This is a genomic window from Prolixibacteraceae bacterium, assembly GCA_019720755.1.
Classification (GTDB): domain Bacteria; phylum Bacteroidota; class Bacteroidia; order Bacteroidales; family Prolixibacteraceae; genus Halosquirtibacter; species Halosquirtibacter laminarini.
The window spans coordinates 2865655-2886920 of sequence record CP081303.1 but is presented as its reverse complement, the minus strand read 5'-3'; the positions used below and the strand labels follow the sequence as shown (position 1 = coordinate 2886920).

The window sequence follows — 21266 nt, the reverse complement described above, 5'->3', positions numbered from 1 at the left end:
ACCTTTGTCATAATTTAAAGGTAAGTGAGAATAAACATTGTTATAGTTATATAAATTGTTTTGAGAATCGTAAATTAAATTCCATCTTAGTTTGTTTAAATAGACTTATTTAAGAATAAACACAATTAGATATGAACTACTCTAAACTATTTATAGGACTGTTGTCTTTGCATCTGGTCACAGGCTGTAAGACCGAAGATAAAAGGCCAAATATTGTATATATACTTGCAGATGATCTCGGCTATGGAGATCTTGGGATATATGGACAAACGAAGATCGAAACACCCAATATTGATCGCCTAGCAAAAGATGGTATACGTTTTACCCAACACTATGCTGGTGCTCCAGTATGTGCTCCATCACGCTGTGTTTTGTTGACTGGAAAACATGGAGGTCATGCTGAAATAAGAGGCAATGATGAGTGGACCTCACGAGGAGATGTTTGGAGTTATGAAGCTTGTGAACGAGATTCTACTCTTGAAGGGCAAAGACCACTAAGCGATATGACCACGATCTTTCCTGCGCTTTTACAAAAAGCAGGTTATCGTACAGGAATGATTGGGAAGTGGGGTTTAGGAGCTCCTCAAACGAGTGCTACACCGATTCAAAAAGGGTTTGATTTCTTTTATGGTTATAATTGCCAGAGAAATGCTCATACATACTATCCGATGCATCTGTATGATGGGGATCATAGAGTATATCTGAATAATCGATCTGTAGCTCCACATTCCAAGCTTGCTAAAGGTGCTGATCCGAATATAAGTGAATCGTATGCTGATTTCAATTTAAATGACTACTCTCCAGATCTTATGTTTGGAAAGATGATTGAGTTTATTGATGATACTCCTAGGGATTCTCCATTTTTTATGTATTGGGCTTCGCCTATTCCACACGTGCCATTACAAGCACCTCAAAGGTGGGTTGATTATTATCGAAAGAAGTTTGGGGATGAGAAACCTTATCTTGGGACAAGTGGATATTTTCCTGTTCAATACCCGAAAGCAACTTATGCTGCGATGATAAGTTATTTGGATGAAAGAGTTGGACAGTTGATAGACCACTTAAAAAAGACTGGAAGGTATGAGAATACATTAATCGTCTTTGCATCAGATAATGGTGCAACATTTAATGGAGGAACGGAGTCTAAATGGTTTGATAGTAATGGTCCTTTTAAAAATGAGTATGGTTGGGGTAAATGTTTTGTTCATGAAGGAGGGATTAGAGTTCCAATGATTGCTTCATGGCCAAGTAAGATTAAAACGAATCAGATTTCTGATCATATTTCATCTTTCTATGATGTTTTCCCAACGATTTGCGATATCACTAGGCTTGATTATGATCGTTCTGAACTTGATGGAATATCATTCTACCCCACTCTTATGGGAGATAATCAAAATCAGAAGGAGCATGAATATCTTTACTGGGAATTTCCTGAGTTGAAGGGAGAGCAGGCAGTTAGAAAAGGAAATTGGAAAGCGATACGAAAAAATATTAAAGCGGGGAATATGAAAATAGAGCTATATGATCTATCTAAAGATATTCAGGAGCTTCACGATGTTGCAGATAAATATCCAGAGATAACAAAAGAGATGGCACAGATTATGAAAGAGTCACATGAAACTCCCGTGAACAAGAGTTTTGTGTTAAAGGCACTTGAACAGTAGTCTTTGGTATGTATGGTGAAATAAGTAGTTGAATCGTTGACTGGGATATCGATAATGCTTTAGATGAGGGATCTTTACTATTAATCTCTTTCATTTCATCAAATAAAAAAACTCAATGTAAGCCTATATAGCTTGTATTGAGTTTTTTTTTATTCTTAATATAAGAGATTCTTAGAATAGCTTTTGATAGTCTGAAGGGACATCTGTATCGATATCAATCGTTTTATTTGTTACAGGATGGATCATCTTAAGCTCCCCAAAATGAAGAGCCATTCTTTTTAGATTATTTCTCTTTGAACCATACAATTTGTCTCCAAGAATAGGAGCATTGAGCTCTTTTGCATGTACTCTAAATTGATGTTTAAATGGTTGTTTAGTCCAAAATTTCATTAGTGTAAAAGCCCCTTTGGCATCTATAACCTCATAGTTTGTTGTCGCCTCTTTACCAAAGGAAATGTCCTGTTTTGATTTGACAATTTTTTGTGGTGTCTCTTTTAAAAATGAGGTTATTTTTCCTTTGTTTTGACTAATCTGTCCTTCTACAATTGCAAAAAAGCCTCTTTTAGGAGGAGTTGTCATCCAACTCTCTTTTATCTGCTCGGCAATAAGCTCATTTTTTGCCCAAACCATAATTCCAGAGATATCTTTATCGATACGGTGGATATTGTAGATCTCATGACGTTTACTTTTGCCTTTCACATAGTACGTAAGTATGGAGAAAACAGAGTCTTTTAATCCATGTCCATATGGCATTGAAGACAAACCAGCAGGTTTATTTATAATCAATAGAGATTTGTCTTCAAAAAGGATTTCAATACCTCTAATACGTTTGTTCTTTACCTTTTTAACAGGAAGAAGTGTAATCACATCTCCATTCTTTATGGCATGGTCATGTTTTGTCGCAACCTCATCATTTACTAATATGACTTGATTATGGAGTAGTTGTTTGATTGAATTTCTACTTCGATCAGGAAATTTAGTTTGTAAAAATTCCATTAAAGAAGTTTCTTCTCCTACTTTATACTCGGTCGTATTACGTTTAGATTTATTGTGAAAATCTGAGTTCTTTTTTTTCATTTTATATTATCCATAAACCCTTTGCAGTAAAAAGGTCATATTTAAGCATTTAAACTTTGATGCCGCAAACTTACAAATCTTTGTCTAAAAAAGGTTTGTAAGTTTGCGTTAATCTTAAGATTTAATTGCAGTATCGTATATTCTTGCTATAGTTTAGTACTGTTTATCGTAGAACGATTTTCTTTTCGTTAGTTTTAGATCTTTAAGCATTGAAGAACTTGCTTGAATGGTAAATGTGTAACTTTGACGATAACCAAAAGGAACCATATCAAATGACATTTGCCAACAATGTAAGTTTCTAAAGATACTAAAGCGAGTAAATGTGAACTCACGTTTTTGAAGATCGTATCCTGAATTGAATGAGAACTTCCATTTCTTTGTTAGGTTAAAGTCCCCATTAAAATTTAGTGTTTGAGAAATACTTGCATCGTTTCTCGGATCGTAATGGGAGTAGTTAAGCGCATAATCAAATGAGAAATTCCAAGGTACGTCAAAATCTGCGTAATTATGCGTCATGTGCATATAGGGATCTTCCACCTGTTTGTCAGAGTCATTATTCTTCTTTGCTTCTCCTTTTTTAGAGTGAAAGTCCATACCGAAAGAGAGGTTTGCGTTTGTTGCTCTAACCAAACGTCCTGTTTCATTGACAAGAAATTTATTAACTCTTGTTCCTGCATTTTTATCAAAGTAGTATGGATCAAGAGTGGTACCGAAATTAATGTTTATTCCAGCTACTTTGGTTCTACCTCTCACTTGAATTGGTGAAAGATTCAATGAATCAGCCATTAAATTATAGCTTGTGTTAAACGAGAGTTGATCTAAAAGAGGGATCTTCTTATACGGTTCATTCGAAGTTGTGTCTTTGGTGTTAAGTACTTTCATCTCTATGTTGTTGTCCAGTGAGAATGAAATAGTTCCCGATTTACCTGATCCAGCATATCCATAAATACCATCACTATGGTATGAATATTTTACCTCTTTCCCATTTTTGTCAATATAGCTACCATACATTCCATATTTAGGGTCACTAAAATCAGGACGGTAACTTAAGCTGATTGACGGTCGCATTACATGTCGAATTCCTTTAATTTTAGAATTTTTGCTAATTGGTTGGTACATACCATAAAGAGTCGTACTTGTTCCAATGCTAAAAGAGTAGTCAAAATCTCTAGTAAACCCAGGAATTGTATCTTTTCCAACCTTTCCGTCTGACATCCTATATTGTTCTGAGGAATAGGTATACCATCTTTCGTTATATGAGAAACTTGGCGTAGCGGTGATATATTTTAAGAATCGAACACTTGTAGAAATAGGAATACTATGCTTTACACCGTTTCTCCAATCTTTACTGAGAGATGAGCTCATTAGTTGATCCTGTTTGGTGTTGATGCTATTGGCCATTGTCAAAGAGTAACTTAATGAAAGGTTGTCATACCATTTTGCTCCACCAACCATATTTTCACGTTTAAAAGGACGTACTCTTGACATGTTAAAAGAGATGTTTGGTAATGTCAAGTTTATTGTACTATCACTCGTGTTTTGTGATGCATTCAAGGTTGATGTGAAACTAAATGGAGTTCCAGGCCAGTTTTTAGAGTATGATATACTAGAGTTTTGTGTACTAGAAAGGTAGTCGTTATAGTTTGTTGCATTATCTTGATTAAAAGATTGAGATGAAAGATTTACCGAAGCACTAAAATTTTGCGTAGGGTTAGCTTTTGAATCTTGACTGTGATTCCATCTTACACTAAACTGATTTTGTTTTCGATAAGCTAGCTTTCCAGTTGTTATTCCTTTTTCTCCAAAAATATTGCTATAGTATTGAAGGTTGAAATTGCCATTAAATTTATATCTTTTTTTATAAGATGATTTTCCCTTGATACCCCATGATCCGTTAGAGTATATATCCGTTAGAGCTTGGAAGTCGAAATATGGGCTTGCTGCCCAATAATATCCTAGATCACGTAAAAAGAATCCTCTGTTTTGCTCTTCACCATAGGATGGGATTAAAATACCTGAAGAATACTTCTTTTGGTTTGGAAAATATCCAAATGGGATAAATAGGAATTTTAATGATACATCTTCTATGACCAAATAAGCAGGTCCCGAGATAATTTTTTTATTCTTAATGACTTTTGCTTTAGTTAATTGAAGATAAAAGTGGGGATGGTCGATGTGATCGCATGTTGAGTATCTTCCATTAACCATACAAAAAACAGAATCATTAAGCATTTTTGTTTTTCCTCCTTTTACTGTTCCTCCCTCTTGTTCTGTTACCACGCCCGAGACAATCCCTTTTTTTGTTTTAAAATTATAACGTATGGTTTCTGCATCAAATTCATCACTACCTTGTTTGAAAATAGGTTTTCCAATAATAGTTCCTGTAGAATCAGGCATCCCTTTTGCAAATATTTCAGAACTATCCATGGTCATCTCAATGTAAGCAGCTTTTAAAGAGAGGTCTTTGTAAATCACAGATGCGTCTCCATAATAGACTGTTTTCCCTTTACGAGGCATAACGACAATGGAATCTTTTCCCGTTGATATGATTTGTGCATCAATGGTGTTTGACTTTTTTGCAATGGAATCGTTTCGTGTAGTGTCTTGTTTGATTTTTAGAGAATCTTGTACTACATATATAGAGTCTTGAATTACGAATGAGTAATTGATGTGGCTTTCAAGTTTTGCTTGGACTAAGGTGTTGATCCATAGAAAGCATAAAATAAAAGATAATATAAAACTATTTTTCTTCAAGATATATTGAATTGTTGTTTGACAAAGTTTATCTGTAGGCCGTATTAATAACTGTACATACCTGCACAGATGAGTGCTCTTGCTGCAAAAATATAAAATCCCTTCATCAAAAGTAGTTTAAAGTTTTTTAATTTAATAGTTATATTTGTCTCGTCTGTTATTATCCTAATTACAATTTATGAAAATCACTGTTTTAAATACGAATGTCTATTTAAATTTAACGAAGATAGGTGTTGTTTTGTTTTTCACTTGTTTCTCAACTTTATCTCTTTTCGCAACAGCTAAAAGATCGGAGTTTGTTTTGGTTATTGATGCAGGTCATGGTGGAAAAGATCCAGGGGCAATACGAAATAAAACATTTGAAAAGGATGTGGTTTTAAATTTGTCCCTAGTTTTGCATAATAGATTAAAAAATTATAAAAACTTGAGAGTTATCATGACTCGAATGGATGATAGATTTGTAGAATTAAATAGGCGTGCAGAGATTGCTAATTCGGCTAAGGCAGATCTCTTTATATCTATACATGCAAACTCATGTCGTAATCCAAAAATTAAAGGGACGGAGATCTACACTTTAGGTGTGGGTGCACTCGATCGAGAGAATGAGGTTGCTAAGAATGAAAATAGTGTAATTTTGCTTGAGGATAATTATGAATCAACGTATGAAAACTTTGACCCATTTTCTCCAGAATCGTATATAATGATGACGATGGTTAAGGATGAAAATTTTCAACAAAGTATATATTTTACCGAGTTGATGAATGAAGAGCTTAATAAACATAAATTGAAAAACAGAGGAGTTAAACAGGCTGGATTTTTGGTTTTAAGAAAGACAGATATGCCAAGTGTATTGATTGAAGTTGGATATCTTAGTAATGCCGAAGAAGCTTTGGAGATGAAGAGTAGTGATTATATTAATCAACGTGCTCAAATCATAACAAAATCAGTTCTTCGATATATTAAGAAGCAAGGAGGAGTAGTCTATAAAACAAAAAATAGTGGTTTTTCGTTAGATAAAGCAAAGAAGTCAATTAAAACTGATGTTTCTCAGATGTCTTATGCGATTCAGGTTGCTGCTTCTGGTCATGCTATTAGTCTTGAGAAGTTTGAAGAATTAACAGGGAATGTCATAGAAATAAAAGAGGGTAAATGGTATCGTTATTATTATGGAAATTTTAAATCATTTGAAATAGCAAAAGATAATTTGAAAAGTGTCAAGCAATTTGTGAATAGTGCTTTTGTGGTTGGTTTGACAAAAAGTGGTAAGAGAAAGATTATCAAATAGTCTTTCATCGTATAATTTGATTAAATAATTTATGATAAAAAATAAGAGAAATATTAGAATTGGGTTGGTCTTTGTTATCACTCTTGTTGTTTTTGTTCTAGGTCTTAATTTTTTGAAGGGTAAAGGGATTTTTTTTGGAGATAATCGTTACCATGCATATTATGAAGATATTAATGGACTTGTTGAAAGTAGTCCGATTCTTTACAAAGGGTTAAAAGTTGGTGTTGTTTCTAAAATTGAAATAGATACTGAAAAGGATCGAATGATTGTTGCTTTGGATGTAAGAGACGATCTTCCTTTAGGTCGTGAGGTGATTGCAAAGATCGTAAGTACAGATTTTTTGGGTTCTAAAGCAGTTCGTCTTGAGAATGTGACTTCTGATCCGAGTGGATCGAATAAAGTCTTAAAAGGAGCAGTAGAGCCTGATTTGGTTTCAGAACTGAATAAACGACTTTCTCCTCTTCAGAAGCACGTAGAGACTTTGGTTCTTGATGCAGATAGTACTATGACGGCTTTAAATAATATTCTTACACCAGAAACCCAACTAGATATTTCGAACTCCATCTCTAATCTTAATAATATTACACGAGATTTATCCGAGGTGTTGAAAGTAAATAAGAATCACTTTAATCATGTTGTTGCAAATTCGGAGGCAATTACAGACTCTATTAAAGGAACTTTACTGAATGTGAACGTGTTGATTCATGAACTACAGTCTGTAGCATCTACTCTAAACAATAGTGGTATTGATTCTCTTGTTTTAGATCTACGTACTATAGCAGGAAAGTTGGCTAAAGGAAAAGGTACTGCGGGCAAACTTCTGAACGAAGAAGGTGTTTATAATGAATTGGAGAAGACGATCAAAGGGGTAAACTCTTTAGTTGAAGACTTTAAGAAATATCCAGAAAGATACGTTCAATTGAGTGCCGTAAGTTTAGGAAGAAAGGTGTTTCTTGTTGATTTGGATAATTTGAAACTGAAATCTGGCATTTCATTAGCTGTTACGATTGAAAATCATTTGGTGAAGGAAGAGAATATGAAGCTTTTGGTAGATTATCGATTGAATAATAAAAAGGATCTATGGATATCAAACTATTTTGATGATTTATCTTATGCTCGAAAAGAATTTGATAAAATAAAAGTATTCTTCCCATCGGCAAATTTAGTTGCTTATAAAGGGAAACGTGAAGTTTCTTTAGATAAAGCGTTTGACTAAAATTAAGATTTGTTTGCTTTAAGTTGAGATTGAATAAAAGTCTCGACTCTGTGGAGCTTTCTATTTACTAATATACTGTATTGTGTTGCAAATCAGTAACTTGTGTAAGTTACTGATTTACAGTCAGATGTAATTAAATAATGAAAACCTAATATTTTGTCTTTTTTTTATAAACAATTAATTTTCGATATTTGTACTCACTGTATGTGTATGACACCTTTTAATTTTTGTTAACTGATTATTGTCTCTAGAATTTTAAGTTTTTTTGGAGATTTATTTTGTGCTTTTTAATATATTAAATGAATAAAGATCACGTAGAAATATGGAGTAAATGTTTGGGGGTAATTCGTGAGAATATACCTGCAATAAGCTATAAGACTTGGTTTGAACCAATTATTCCTATAAAGTTAGAGGGTATGGTTCTTACTATACAAGTTCCTAGTCCATTTTTCTATGAATATTTAGAGGAACAATTTATTGATATTCTTCGAAAGGCATTGAGACTTCACTTAGGTTTTGGTGCAAAATTGGATTATCATGTGAAGATGGATCATGCAAGTCTACAAAGTAAGAATGCAGTAAATTTAAAAGTGGAAGTTCCAACGGCCACTATGCCTACAGCTTCTGTATCAAAGACTTCTACTGTGCATGAAGTTCCTATTAAAAGTAGCGTTGGGTCTCGTGCTCAGCGTATGCAACCTGCTGAGAAAGATCATTCGATAAAAAACCCGTTTGTTATTCCAGGGATTAGAAAGATTCAAATAGACCCACAATTAAATTCGGTGAATAATTTTAAAAATTTTATCGAAGGAGATTGTAATAAATTGGCTAGAAGCGCTGGATTTGCAATTGCAAAGAATCCTGGAGGAACAGCTTTTAATCCATTAGTTATTTATGGTAACTCAGGACTGGGTAAAACTCATGTTGCCCAGGCGGTAGGTAATGAGGTGAAAGTTAATTTTCCTGAGAAAACAGTTCTCTATGTCTCTGCGAATAAATTTATGACTCAATTTTCTGAGGCTACTAAGAATAATAATAGAAATGATTTTTTACATTTCTATCAAATGATTGATGTCTTAATTATTGATGATATACAAGAGCTTGCAGGACGAGAAAAAACGCAGCTTGCGTTTTTTCATATTTTTAATCATCTGCACCAAAATAAGAAACAATTAATTTTGACTTCAGATAAACCTCCAGTTGAATTGAAAGGAATGGAGGAGAGATTATTGACTCGATTTAAATGGGGACTTACTGCTGATATAACGGAGCCTAACTTTGATACTAGAGTGGCAATATTGAAGCAGAAAGCATTAATGAATGGATTGGATCTTGAAGATTCTGTTGTAGAGTATATTGCCAATAATGTAAAAAATAATGTGAGAGAATTAGAAGGGGCAATCATATCTCTTTTAGCTCAGTCGACATTAAATAATAAGAATATTGATGTTAGTTTGGCAAATGATGCAATATCAAAATTGGTTAAACAAGCTAAGAAGGAGTATTCTATTCCAGTGATTACTAAAACGGTTTGTGATTACTTTAAGATGAAACCCGAGCAATTGCAAGCAAAAACAAGAAAGAGAGAAATTGTACAGGCAAGACAGATTGCTATGTATTTTGCAAAGAGTATGACTGATTCTTCTTTGTCGTCCATTGGTGCACAGATCGGTAAAAAAGACCATGCTACAGTGCTTCACGCTTGTAAGGCTATTACTAATTTGCGGGAAACAGATAAGAAATTTCAAAAATATTTATCTGAGATTGAATCTCAGATACGAGTATAGATATATTTAAAGTAGACATAATTTATGTTTGCTTTTTTTTAGGTAAATTTTGATAGAATTAAAAGATACATATAAAACCATTGAAGGAACTGCAGAAGGTTTATTTAAGGATAAAGGGAGTAAGTTTATCGCTTATGCCTATCCTATTTATGATCAATCTGAGGTGAAGCCTATCATTGACGTACTAAAGAAAGAGCATTATAGTGCGCGACACCACTGTTATGCGTATAGATTGGGCGTTGAAGGAGATGAGTTTCGTGCAAATGATGATGGAGAGCCTTCAGGTAGTGCTGGGAAGCCTATCTTGGGTCAGTTATTGTCTAATGAGTTGTCGAATGTATTAGTGGTTGTAGTTCGTTATTTTGGAGGAACATTGTTAGGTGTGCCTGGTTTGATTAATGCCTATAAGAAGAGTACATTGGATGTTATTGATAATGCTCAGGTAATTGAGAAGATCGTTGAGGATCTAATTCAAGTTACTTTTGATTATCTCGTTATGAATGATGTGATGAAGGTGATTAAAGATGAATCTTTAAAACAGATCTCTTCAGAGTATGATTTGATGTGTAGTATTGTTTTACCAATTAGAAAAACGAAAACAAATTCTATTGTTTCACGGTTTAAGAAAATTGATAGTGTAACTGTAGAAAATGTAGGTGTTCTTTAGAGTTTATGAGTGTGATAAATTTAAATATTGATCGAATAGAATATCGAGATTATTTCAATCGAAGAGATAGTCACTTTATTATTTTATATATATACCAATAGTTTCATTACTATTGGTATTTTTTTTGTCCATTAATTCACCTTTTATGACAACTAAGAGTTTAATATCGATTACCGATTTTACAAAAGAAGAGTATCTTAGGATACTAGAACTAGCAGCTGATTTTGAAGCCAATCCTAATCAAGAATTGTTGAAGGGGAAGGTAGTAGCTTCACTTTTTTTTGAACCATCTACTCGTACAAGATTGAGTTTTGAGACTGCAATCAATCGTCTTGGAGGGCGTTTAATCGGATTTACTGATTCTTCATCTTCTAGTGTTTCTAAAGGAGAGACATTGCATGATACCATAAAAATGGTTAGTAGTTATTCCGATTTGATTATTATGCGCCACCCAATTGAAGGAAGTGCTAGATATGCAAGCGAGGTGTCTTCTGTTCCAGTAATTAATGCTGGTGATGGTTCTAATCAACATCCGTCCCAGACATTGTTAGATTTGTACTCTATCCAGAAGACTCAAAAGACATTGGATAATCTTAACTTGTTTTTAGTTGGGGACTTGAAATATGGTCGTACCGTGCATAGTTTGCTTGAAGCCATGTCTCATTTTGATAATCCAATTTTCAATTTTGTAGCACCTAAAGAGCTTTCGATGCCTGAGGTGTATAAGCTTTATCTCAAAGAGAAGAACATACGTTATTTTGAGCATCGAGAATTTACAGATATTATTTCAGAGGCAGATGTAATGTATATGACAAGAGTTCAGAGAGAGCGTTTTCAAGATGTGTTAGAGTATGAGAAGGTGAAAAATGTATATATCCTAAAGAATGAGATGTTGCAGAATACTAAAGATAACTTACGTATTCTACATCCACTTCCTCGTGTAAATGAAATCGCTACAGACGTGGATGCGAATCCAAAGGCTTACTATTTTGATCAAGCCAAGAATGGTGTATATACTCGTATGGCAATAATTTCACATGTTTTAGGTTTAAAGTAATTCGTTATGCAAAAAATATTAAATGTAAGTGCTATAAAGAATGGTACTGTAATTGATCATATCTCTCCAAATGTACTATTTAAAGTTATCGCAATATTAGAACTTGACTTATGTTCTGATATGGTCACAATAGGGAATAATCTAGAGAGCAAACAAGTTCATAAGAAGGGTATTGTTAAGATCGAGAATCGCTTTTTCCATGATAATGAAGTGGATAAAATTGCATTGATTGCCCCTTCTGCTAAACTGAACGTAATTAAGGATTATAAGGTTGTAGAGAAGAGAAATGTGTCTATTCCGACCAAAATTGATGCTATCGCAAAGTGTTTTAATCCAAAATGTATTACTAACTTTGAAGATGTGACAACACATTTTGCAGTAGTATCTACAGAGCCTCTTGCATTAAAGTGTCACTATTGTGAAAAGATTACCTTTGGGGATCAATTAGAACTTAAATAGTATTTACATGGATTTTAATCTTGTACTAGAGAAATTGGAGCTTGGCATTGATGGGAAAGAGAAGTTGGATGCACTGTCTTTTGTTGTAGATGTTTTGAAAGAAGAAGTTTATCATTATGATTGGGTTGGTATTTATGAGCTTGATCTTAATAGAGGTATTCTTGTCTTAGGACCCTATGTAGGGAATAAAACCGATCATTTGGAGATTGCTGTAGGAAATGGTGTTTGTGGACAAGTTGCAGAGAAAAATTCAACAATGATTGTTCAAGATGTTTCAGAGGAGAGTAATTATATCTCTTGTAGTGTAGATGTTCAATCTGAAGTGGTTGTTCCGATCAAAAAATTGGGTAAGTTTGTTGCAGAAATCGATATAGATTCTCGTTCGATTGCTCCATTTACAAATGAAGATCAATGTTTCTTGGAACAAGTTTCAAATTTATTGTCAAAATATTATTAAGTTCGTATGTATAAGGATATTTGAAATAAAATATCCTTATACATCGTCCGTAACTTGCCTATTGTTGGTAGGCACTATGTGTTAATGTTTTTTTTATGAAGAGATACTACTTCTTTCTATTGTTTTTTTTCTTGACTGTTTGTCAGTCTAGTTATGGTCAGTTTTATAGAAAAGCTCACAACTATATTGGTGTAAAAGGGGGTTCTTCAATTTCTTGGATGAAGTTCTACCCGAATACGAACCCATATACTCAATTGCCTACTGATGCTAGTAGTTTTAATGGATATCAGGTTGGATTGGTTTTTCGTAATATGTCTGAAGAGCATGTTGGGATTTTGGCTGAAATAAACTATACGCAGAAAGGATGGCAAGAAAAGGATAGGGTGGGAATTACTTATTCACGTCGACTAAACTACATTGAAGTTCCTGTGATGACTCATATCTCGATAGGGAAGAAAAATTTTAGAGCATTTATCAATATTGGACCATCGGTCTCTTTTCTTTTGTCAGAAGAAGAGAAAAAAGAGGTTACAGTACCAGGTGCCAAACCTCAAAATTATTATGGTGTTCCTTTGGACAAGACTTTTGATTTTGCATTTTGTGGAGGAGCTGGTTTAGAGTATCGTTTTTCTCACCAGGCAATTCTTCTTGAAGGAAGATATACATTAAGTCTTCTAAATGTTTTTGATGATGGTACTATTGGTTATGCATCTTCTAGGAATCAAAATATAGGTATTACATTGTCATGGTTGTATGATTTTCATAAGTAAAGTGTTTTGGTGTTTTCAGTTTTGAAAACACCTATTTCTGTTTATAACAATGTAAACTTTTTATCTTTACATTTATAGGTCGTTTTAGGGTATTTGTTGATTAGTGAATGATTGTGAGTTGACATTATTATTGTCGTGCCTGTTTGATTGATTCTGTTTAATAGTTCTAGTTGAGATGTGGCCGTTTCTGGATCTAGGTTTTGTGTAGGCTCATCTGCTAATATTAGTTTGGGATCATTTATTATAGCTCTTGAGATGGACGCAATATTTTTTTCACCTCCCGATAGTTCGTTAGGGAATTTATTTCTTAATGATTCGATATTGCACCATTCGAGTGTTGTATTGATATGATTTTCTATCGTTTTTTTATCGGTCCAACCAGTTGCTTTTAAAACAAATTCTAAGTTCTGAAATACAGATCTATCCTCTAGAAGGTGAAACTCCTGAAATATCATACCAATTTTTCTTCGGTGTAGATACATCTCTTTTTGCTTAATCAGTCCCACATTTTTATGGTCAAAAAAAATCTGTCCTTTTTTTATAGGAATCGTTCCGTAGATTGATTTTAGGAGTGTTGTTTTTCCTGTTCCAACTTTTCCTATTATATAAACAAAGTCTCCTTGTTTAATACGAAGGTCGATATTTTCAAGTATAACATTGTTTTGTAGTACTAGCGTTGCATCTTTTATATCTAGTAGTATATCCATTTATAAATATGTTATTTTTTTTGATGTTAAATAATTTGTGATTTTTTACCCTAAATAGTTCAAAAATATGCATTTTTGAGAAGATTTTACCCAATTTTATGTTGGGGAATCATGTTTGGACCTATAATAAAATACTAATAGACATAAATCAACATACAAAATGGGCGGATTGAAAAGAACACTATGTTTAATTTTTGGATTTATGTTTTCTGCGTATATCTCTCAAGCACAGATAATTCAGTTGAATGTGTCTGAGAGGTTTGAGAAGGCATTAGAAATGTACAATAGTGGTAATTATGGTAAAGCTTCTATCGAATTTGAAAAGATAATGCATGCCAATACCTTACAAAATAATTATGAAGCAGAGTCTGCTTATTATTATGCTTCATGTTCGTTGCATTTAAATCAGAAACGAGGATATACATTGATGCATAATTTTGTTGATCATTATGCTGGTAGTAAATTGGCTACTTCGGGAAGTTTAGAGCTAGGATCAAAGTATTTTGAAAATGCTTCTTATGATGATGCACTTTTGTATTTGAAAAATGTAGATGAAACCAAATTAGATGAAACCAAATTAGATGAGTTTTATTATAAAAGGGGTTTTTGTTATCTAAATAGATCTGAATATAAACAAGCGAGATCCGATTTGCAAAATGTGGTTTCCAATAGTGATAGGACTCAATCGTCGATGTATGATCATGCTGCCCATTCATATTTGGCTTTTATCTTTTATGAGGAAGGAATGTATGCGAACTCTTTATCGCACTTGTCTGAAATCGAAGATGATCCAGAGTTTAAAGGGTTTGTCGATACATATAAATGTCAGATATTGTTGAAAAAAGGTTCGATTGATCAAGCTTTGACTATGGCTAAGGCTCTGTATAAGGAGTCTGAAGGTGCTTTTAAAGGGGATATGGCTAGACTTATTGGTGAGGCTTATTACTTAAAGTCAGATTATACAGAAGCACTTCCTTATTTTGTTGAATATGATAAATTAGCTACAAGTAAGAATGATCAATCAGATTACTATTATGCTTACTGTCTTTTTCATGCCAAAAAGTATGAAAAAGCCAAAGATATATTCGTGCGTGTTGCGGATAATAAAAGTGCTTTAGGACAGAATAGCTTATACCATGTAGGGGCTTGTTGTGATGAGTTAGGGGATAAGTCTAATGCTCTTAATGCATTATTAAAGGCATCCAAAATGGATTATGACGAAAAGATCTCAGAAGATTCATTTTTTCTAGCGACAAAAATCAGTTACTTACAAAATTGGAATGCAACGAATGATCCTTTGGATATGTTTAGAGATTATGTAAAAAAGTATCCGCTATGTGATCGTAATAGAGAAGCCTACCACTTTTTGGCACTAACATTTAGTAATACTCCAAATCACAAAAAAGCACTAGAGATTATTGAGACACTCCCTTCTATATATCCTGAAATGCAAGTAGCATATGAGATAAATTGCAATCGATTAGCTCTTAACAGTTTTATGCTAGGAGAGTATCGTAATGCGATAGATATGTTTAATAAAGCAGGGAAATACAATTTTAAAAGCGAGAGAGAAGAAGCTACTGCTTATTATTGGAGTGGAGAGAGTTATTATTATCTTAAAGATTATGATAAAGCCTTGACTTATTATAAAAAGTATCAAGCTTCACCAGGTGCATACCTATGTAAACAAGGGACCAAGGTAAGCTATAGTATTGGTTATTGTTATTACATGCAGAAAGATTATAAATCTGCTCAGAAATATTTCGAACGTTTTATTTATGGATATAAGGATTCAAGCAAACCTATTCTAGCAGATAGTTATAATCGTAATGGAGACTGTTTTTATGTGATGAATCAACTTGGTACTGCTTTAGCTCAGTATGATAGGGCATATCATTTAAATTCAAGTAATCCAGATTATTCTCTATTTCAATCTGCAAATATTTATAATATTACCAATAATACAAGCAAAGAGGAGGAGACGCTGCAGAGATTGTTGAAATATTTTCCAAATTCTATTTATGCTGTTTATTCTCATCTTCAGATTGGAAAATCTTTGCGAAATAGAAATGCTATAGATCAGTCTAAAGGTGAGTTTAAAAAGGTAGTAGAGTCAAATGATAGTCAATATGTCCCCGAAGCTCTTCTAGGCTTGTCTGGAATTTATATTAGAGAGCATAACTATTCCGCGGCTTCAGATGCATTAAAGTCTCTTATTGAAAACTATCCCTCTTCGGATAAAAGAGAAAGGGCATTAGCTAAGCTTCGTAGTGTATATGTCAATAATAATGATCCCGATGGGTTTGTCGATTACGTAAAGAAAAATCATATTTCTGTAAGTAAGAGCGATATCGATAGAGATGTTTTGGCTTTCCAAGCAATAGAAAGTCACTACTCTAGAAAGGTTCGATTAAATGAAACTGTTGAGTTTAGTCAGTTTAGTCGATCAAAACCCTTATCGGAAATAGATGCTAAAAGAGAACCAAATGTTCTATTGGCAAGTGGTGCTAAAGACAATGATCTTGTTAGTTATAACCATACGAGTGCATACGAATTATCGCTTAAGAAGTATTTAAACAGTTTCCCTAATGGAAAATATCGACGTGAAATTTGTCGTTATTTAGTTGAGTTCTATGATTCTCTAGGTGATTCGAAAAAATCATATATGTATACAAATATGATCATACGAATGGGACGTGGTCCTTTTTATGCTTCTTCTTTGAAAAATGCAGCTTCTTATCTGATGAAAGAGAAGCGTTATGATGAATCAGTGCTTCAATATCAGCGAATGATGTGGATTGAAGGAGATAAGGAGGCGAACGTTACAGGCTTTATTGGTTATATTAGAGCATCTTTTGCGGCTGCAAAATGGAATAATGTTGTCAAGGGTGCAGAGAAGATTAAAAACTATGGAAACTTGTCTACATCGCTTAAAAATGAAGTTCTATATCTTCAGGGACTTTCTTATTTAAAGATGAGACAAGATGACCTTGCATTAAAATCGATGGAACGAGTTAAGTATATTGACTATAATGATACCTATAGTGTTAATTCTGTATATCGTAGAGGTGTTTTATTGTACCAAAAAGGAGCTTATGATGATTGTATTAATCTTCTATTAAAGGTGTACGGTCCTAAAGTAGGTCCCAATCCAAATGTTCTTGCTCGATACTATATTGTTGCATGTCAAGCAATGATTGCGAAGAATGATAAGCTAAGTGCAAAGGTTTGGTTGAAAGGAATCTTAGATCAGAATCTTAATATTGATGCCAAACATAAGAATGAATTAGAGAAGATATATAATTCCATTATTCAAGAGGAGCAGAAGAGTGCTGCACCAAAGAGTGATTCAACTAAAAAGGAACCTGGGAAAACAGGAACTGTCCATTTTTAATGATTGAGAAAAATGAAAAAAATAACTGTTATAATATTTATAGCTGTCATTTCATTCGGTAATATGATGCAATCTAAGGCCTCATCTATTACCGCAATGCAGGACAGTACAAAAACAAAGATTGGCTTTAATAAGTCTTTTAAATTCGAAAGTGAACGCAAGGTTTACGAGAATGTTCAGAAGATCATGGATGAGCCAGAGCTGGAGAAGCAGGGTAAAAAAGTGGATGTGAAATATGATATGCTAGGACACCCTATTAGTAAGAATATAACACTTGCCAAGATGAAACCTGCTGAGATGGATTTGCCTACTTATGATAGAAAGGGGTATGGTTATTTAAAAGCTGGTTTTGGTACTTATATCTCACCTCTCTTTGAAGCTGTTTATAATAATAAGAACGCTTCAAAATACCTTTTCGGATTTAATGTATTTCATAATTCGCAATTTGGGAATATAAAGTTAGATTCTGGTCAAAAAGTAGGTGCTCCAAGATCTAATACACTCGTAGATCTTTCATCACGTTTCTTCCTTGAGGAATCAGTATTAGGGGTTGATGTGGGGTATGGAAATCATTTTAATAGTTACTATGGTTATGTGGGAGAAGTCCCTTCGGCAATTCTAGATGATTCACAAAATCCATATCATTATGGCGACCGATTTTCACAAAATCATGCTTCTATAGGAGTGACATTTAAAACAGAAAAGCCTGCAGACAAGGTCTCTGTTAATTCTGCTGTAAAATATACATATTTGAAAACAAACTATGATCAAGTGGAAAATAATGTTGTTCTCGACCTTGATCTATTGAAGAAGTTTAATAAGCTCTATGGTGGGGTTGATTTTCAATTTGTCTATGATGGATTGTCTAATAGTAGCCATGCTTTCCCAACTGATTTAGCAAAGGATCTCTTTTTTAGGTTCGTTCCAAATGTGAGTTTTAGAAATGACCTCTTTGTAGGGTCTGTGGGGATTGGTGTTGATGGCTCATTTGACTCTGTTTTTGGGAACAATATATTGGTTTACCCAGAGATTCATGTGGATTATGATGTTCTAAAAGGTTATATGAAACTTTATCTATCCTTGAACGGTGGCATTAAGAATAATAGCTATAGTAAAATGATTTTTGAAAATAGTTATATTAATAATTCACAAAGGGTAATGGATTCTAAAGAAAAGCTGAAAATGTCCTTTGGAATGAAGGGTCTCTTTGCTTCTATTATTAGCTATGATGCTTTTGTGAAATATAAGGTGGTGGGAAATGAGCACTATTGGGGAATGCAAAAGTATGTAGAGGATAATGGTGTTGAGGTATATGATAATAGATTTAATGTATTCTATCAGGATATTAATACTACCACACTTGGTCTAAAACTGAATGCTGTTCTTTCAAAAAAGACTTTCGTATCTGCAGGTTTTCAATATAATAATTACAGTCTCGATAGCGACTCACTTTATTATAAGCCAAAATTTGAATTTGATGTAAATGGACATTTCCAAGTAACTCCTCGTCTCTCTTTAAATTCAAAGGTTAATTTCGTTGGGGAACAAAATGGAATGGTGTATTCTATTAATACTGTTGATAATGGTGTGGGTAAAGAGAATGTTGCTAAGCAGGCAAATAATGCAGTTTTAATAAAATCATATTGGAATATTGGAGTTGGAGCAAAGTATGAGCTCCCATACAACCTGACTGTATATTGTGATTTTGAAAATCTTCTAAATCAGAATTATCAGAAATGGTTAGGTTATAATGAGAATGGTTTTGAATTTAAACTTGGTGCTACATGGAACTTCTAATTAGCTTACTTTAAAAAGGCTGTATCTTTGATTTAAGAGTGCTAAAAATAGAACTATTTTCAGTATATTTGCTGATGTCTTTTTTCATAAATTTGTATAAGGTTCTCCTTTGTCCTCTTTGTATAAATAAATGGGAATGAGATTAATTAGAAAATATTAGAATATTAGATATATGAGTGATTTAGATTACGATAAAATGAATGAAGTCTCTGGCTACTCTGCAGATAGTATCCAGATTCTAGAAGGTCTTGAGGCCGTTCGAAAACGTCCTGCAATGTATATTGGGGATGTAAATGTAAAAGGTCTTCATCATTTGGTATATGAAGTTGTAGATAACTCTATTGATGAGGCTTTAGCTGGATATTGTGACAGTATCACTGTTACAATTAATGAAGATAACTCTATTACAGTTGAGGATAATGGACGTGGTATTCCTACTGAATATCACTCTAAAGAAAAGAAATCAGCTCTTGAAGTTGTAATGACTGTATTGCATGCAGGAGGTAAATTCGATAAAGATTCTTATAAAGTATCTGGTGGTCTTCATGGGGTAGGTGTTTCTTGTGTGAATGCATTGTCTACATACTTAAAAGCTGAGGTTTATCGTGATGGAAAGGTTTGGGAACAAGAGTATTGTTGTGGTAAACCCCAAAATGAGGTTCATATAGTTGGCGAAACAGATAGAACAGGAACAACAATCACTTTTATGCCAGATAATTCTATCTTTACTGTTTCTGTCTATAAATATGAAGTGTTATCTGCGAGGTTGAGAGAGCTAGCTTTCTTGAATGCAGGTATAGATCTTCGATTGATTGATATGCGTTTGGTCGATGACGAGGGAGTTCCTAAATCTGAGACGTTCTTCTCCGATCGAGGTCTTGCTGAATTTGTTGACTACTTGGATGGTCATAGAGATCGAATTATTGAAAACTCAATCCATATAAATACGGAGAAAAATAATATCCCAGTAGAGATTGCTTTGTGTTATAATAGTTCATTTACAGAGAATATTCATTCTTATGTAAATAATATTAATACAATTGAAGGAGGTACTCACCTTACTGGATTCCGTCGTGGACTTACTCGTACTTTAAAAAATTATGCTGACCAAAGTGGAATGCTTAGTAAAATGAAGTTCGATATCAGTGGAGATGATTTCAGAGAAGGGCTAACTGCAGTTGTTTCTGTTAAGGTTGCTGAGCCTCAATTTGAAGGACAAACCAAAACAAAATTAGGTAATTCTGAAGTAAGCTTAAGTGTTGATCAAGCGGTATCGGAAATGGTATCTCTGTATCTTGAAGAGAATCCTAAAGCTGCTAAAATGATCGTTAATAAGGTTATTCTTGCTGCTCAAGCTCGTCATGCTGCACGTAAAGCAAGAGAACTTGTTCAACGTAAAACTGTCTTGTCTGGTGGAGGTCTTCCAGGGAAGTTGGCCGACTGTTCTTCTAAAGATGCTGAGGCTTGTGAGGTATTTCTTGTCGAGGGTGATTCTGCAGGCGGTACTGCAAAACAGGGTAGAGATCGTAAATTTCAGGCCATCTTACCTTTACGAGGAAAGATCTTGAATGTGGAGAAAGCGATGACTCATAAGGTTTTTGAAAGTGAGGAGATCCGTAATATTTATACCGCTCTTGGTGTTCGTGTAGGGACAGTAGATGATGAGAAGGAATTGGATATCTCCAAACTAAGATATCATAAGATTGTAATCATGACCGATGCCGACGTGGATGGTTCTCATATTGCAACACTTATTATGACATTCTTCTTCCGCTATATGCAGGAGTTAATAAAAAATGGGTATCTATATATTGCCACACCACCTCTTTATTTAGTGAGAAAAGGTTCGAAACAAGAGTATTGTTGGACAGACCCTCAGAAAGATCGATTGGTCCAAGAATGGGGGCATGGAAATGAGAGCTCCGTACACGTTCAGCGATATAAGGGTCTTGGTGAAATGAATGCAGAACAATTATGGCATACAACGATGGATCCAGAACAACGTATGTTAAGACAAGTTACGATTGATAGTGCGGCAGAAGCCGATCATACTTTTTCGATGCTGATGGGAGATGAAGTTGCTCCTAGACGTAATTTTATCGAAGAGAATGCTGTTTATGCAAATATCGATGTTTAAAATATATTGAACCGTTCTTAACTTAGAGCGGTTTTTTT

At 33.9% G+C, this 21266-nt stretch carries 15 protein-coding genes; 12 read left to right on the top strand and 3 right to left on the bottom strand.

Annotation, left to right across the window (positions count from 1 at the left end; genetic code table 11):
- The first annotated feature begins 131 nt into the window (after nucleotides 1-131).
- Nucleotides 132-1664 carry an arylsulfatase gene (locus K4L44_11290; protein ID QZE13172.1) on the top strand — a complete coding sequence of 511 codons (1533 nt, stop codon included), beginning with the start codon at nucleotides 132-134 and terminating at the stop codon, nucleotides 1662-1664.
- A 171-nt stretch (nucleotides 1665-1835) separates the two neighbouring features.
- On the opposite strand, the gene K4L44_11285 is transcribed toward K4L44_11290, so the two are convergent.
- A complete protein-coding gene (locus tag K4L44_11285; protein QZE13171.1) occupies nucleotides 1836-2741 on the bottom strand; it encodes an RluA family pseudouridine synthase in 906 nt (301 codons plus the stop codon).
- A gap of 153 nt (nucleotides 2742-2894) precedes the next feature.
- Entirely contained in the window at nucleotides 2895-5495 is a 2601-nt protein-coding gene (locus K4L44_11280) for an LPS-assembly protein LptD (GenBank protein QZE13170.1), read from the bottom strand.
- Between the two features lie 178 nt (nucleotides 5496-5673).
- Between K4L44_11280 and K4L44_11275 the strand changes: the two genes are divergently transcribed.
- From K4L44_11275 to K4L44_11240, 8 genes are all read left to right on the top strand, one after another.
- Nucleotides 5674-6780: an N-acetylmuramoyl-L-alanine amidase gene (locus K4L44_11275; protein QZE13169.1), complete on the top strand. Its 1107-nt coding sequence runs from the start codon at nucleotides 5674-5676 to the stop codon at nucleotides 6778-6780.
- 31 nt (nucleotides 6781-6811) lie between these two features.
- Nucleotides 6812-7996 (top strand): MlaD family protein, encoded by a 1185-nt coding sequence (locus K4L44_11270; GenBank protein ID QZE13168.1) that lies wholly within the window; start codon nucleotides 6812-6814, stop codon nucleotides 7994-7996.
- Nucleotides 7997-8295: 299 nt separating this feature from the next.
- A complete protein-coding gene (gene dnaA, locus K4L44_11265) occupies nucleotides 8296-9783 on the top strand; it encodes a chromosomal replication initiator protein DnaA (protein QZE13167.1) in 1488 nt (495 codons plus the stop codon).
- Between the two features lie 52 nt (nucleotides 9784-9835).
- Nucleotides 9836-10450: a YigZ family protein gene (locus K4L44_11260; protein QZE15997.1), complete on the top strand. Its 615-nt coding sequence runs from the start codon at nucleotides 9836-9838 to the stop codon at nucleotides 10448-10450.
- A 145-nt stretch (nucleotides 10451-10595) separates the two neighbouring features.
- Nucleotides 10596-11507 (top strand): aspartate carbamoyltransferase, encoded by a 912-nt coding sequence (gene pyrB, locus K4L44_11255; protein QZE13166.1) that lies wholly within the window; start codon nucleotides 10596-10598, stop codon nucleotides 11505-11507.
- Nucleotides 11508-11513: 6 nt separating this feature from the next.
- On the top strand, nucleotides 11514-11966 hold the full coding sequence (gene pyrI, locus K4L44_11250) for an aspartate carbamoyltransferase regulatory subunit (protein ID QZE13165.1): 453 nt from the start codon (nucleotides 11514-11516) through the stop codon (nucleotides 11964-11966).
- 7 nt (nucleotides 11967-11973) lie between these two features.
- Complete coding sequence (locus K4L44_11245; protein QZE13164.1) at nucleotides 11974-12423, top strand: GAF domain-containing protein; 450 nt, start codon at nucleotides 11974-11976, stop codon at nucleotides 12421-12423.
- A gap of 95 nt (nucleotides 12424-12518) precedes the next feature.
- A complete protein-coding gene (locus tag K4L44_11240) occupies nucleotides 12519-13193 on the top strand; it encodes a PorT family protein (GenBank protein ID QZE13163.1) in 675 nt (224 codons plus the stop codon).
- A 41-nt stretch (nucleotides 13194-13234) separates the two neighbouring features.
- Here the strand turns inward: K4L44_11240 and K4L44_11235 are convergent, their stop codons facing one another.
- Nucleotides 13235-13900, bottom strand: a complete 666-nt coding sequence (locus tag K4L44_11235; GenBank protein ID QZE13162.1) for an ATP-binding cassette domain-containing protein — start codon at nucleotides 13898-13900, stop codon at nucleotides 13235-13237.
- 202 nt (nucleotides 13901-14102) lie between these two features.
- On the opposite strand from K4L44_11235, the gene K4L44_11230 reads away from it, so the two are divergent.
- The 3 genes from K4L44_11230 (at nucleotide 14103) to gyrB (ending at nucleotide 21228) form a co-directional block, all read left to right on the top strand.
- Nucleotides 14103-17294 (top strand): tetratricopeptide repeat protein, encoded by a 3192-nt coding sequence (locus K4L44_11230; GenBank protein QZE13161.1) that lies wholly within the window; start codon nucleotides 14103-14105, stop codon nucleotides 17292-17294.
- A 12-nt stretch (nucleotides 17295-17306) separates the two neighbouring features.
- On the top strand, nucleotides 17307-19091 hold the full coding sequence (locus tag K4L44_11225) for a hypothetical protein (GenBank protein QZE13160.1): 1785 nt from the start codon (nucleotides 17307-17309) through the stop codon (nucleotides 19089-19091).
- Nucleotides 19092-19287: 196 nt separating this feature from the next.
- Nucleotides 19288-21228, top strand: a complete 1941-nt coding sequence (gene gyrB, locus K4L44_11220) for a DNA topoisomerase (ATP-hydrolyzing) subunit B (protein ID QZE15996.1) — start codon at nucleotides 19288-19290, stop codon at nucleotides 21226-21228.
- Nucleotides 21229-21266 lie beyond the last annotated feature (38 nt).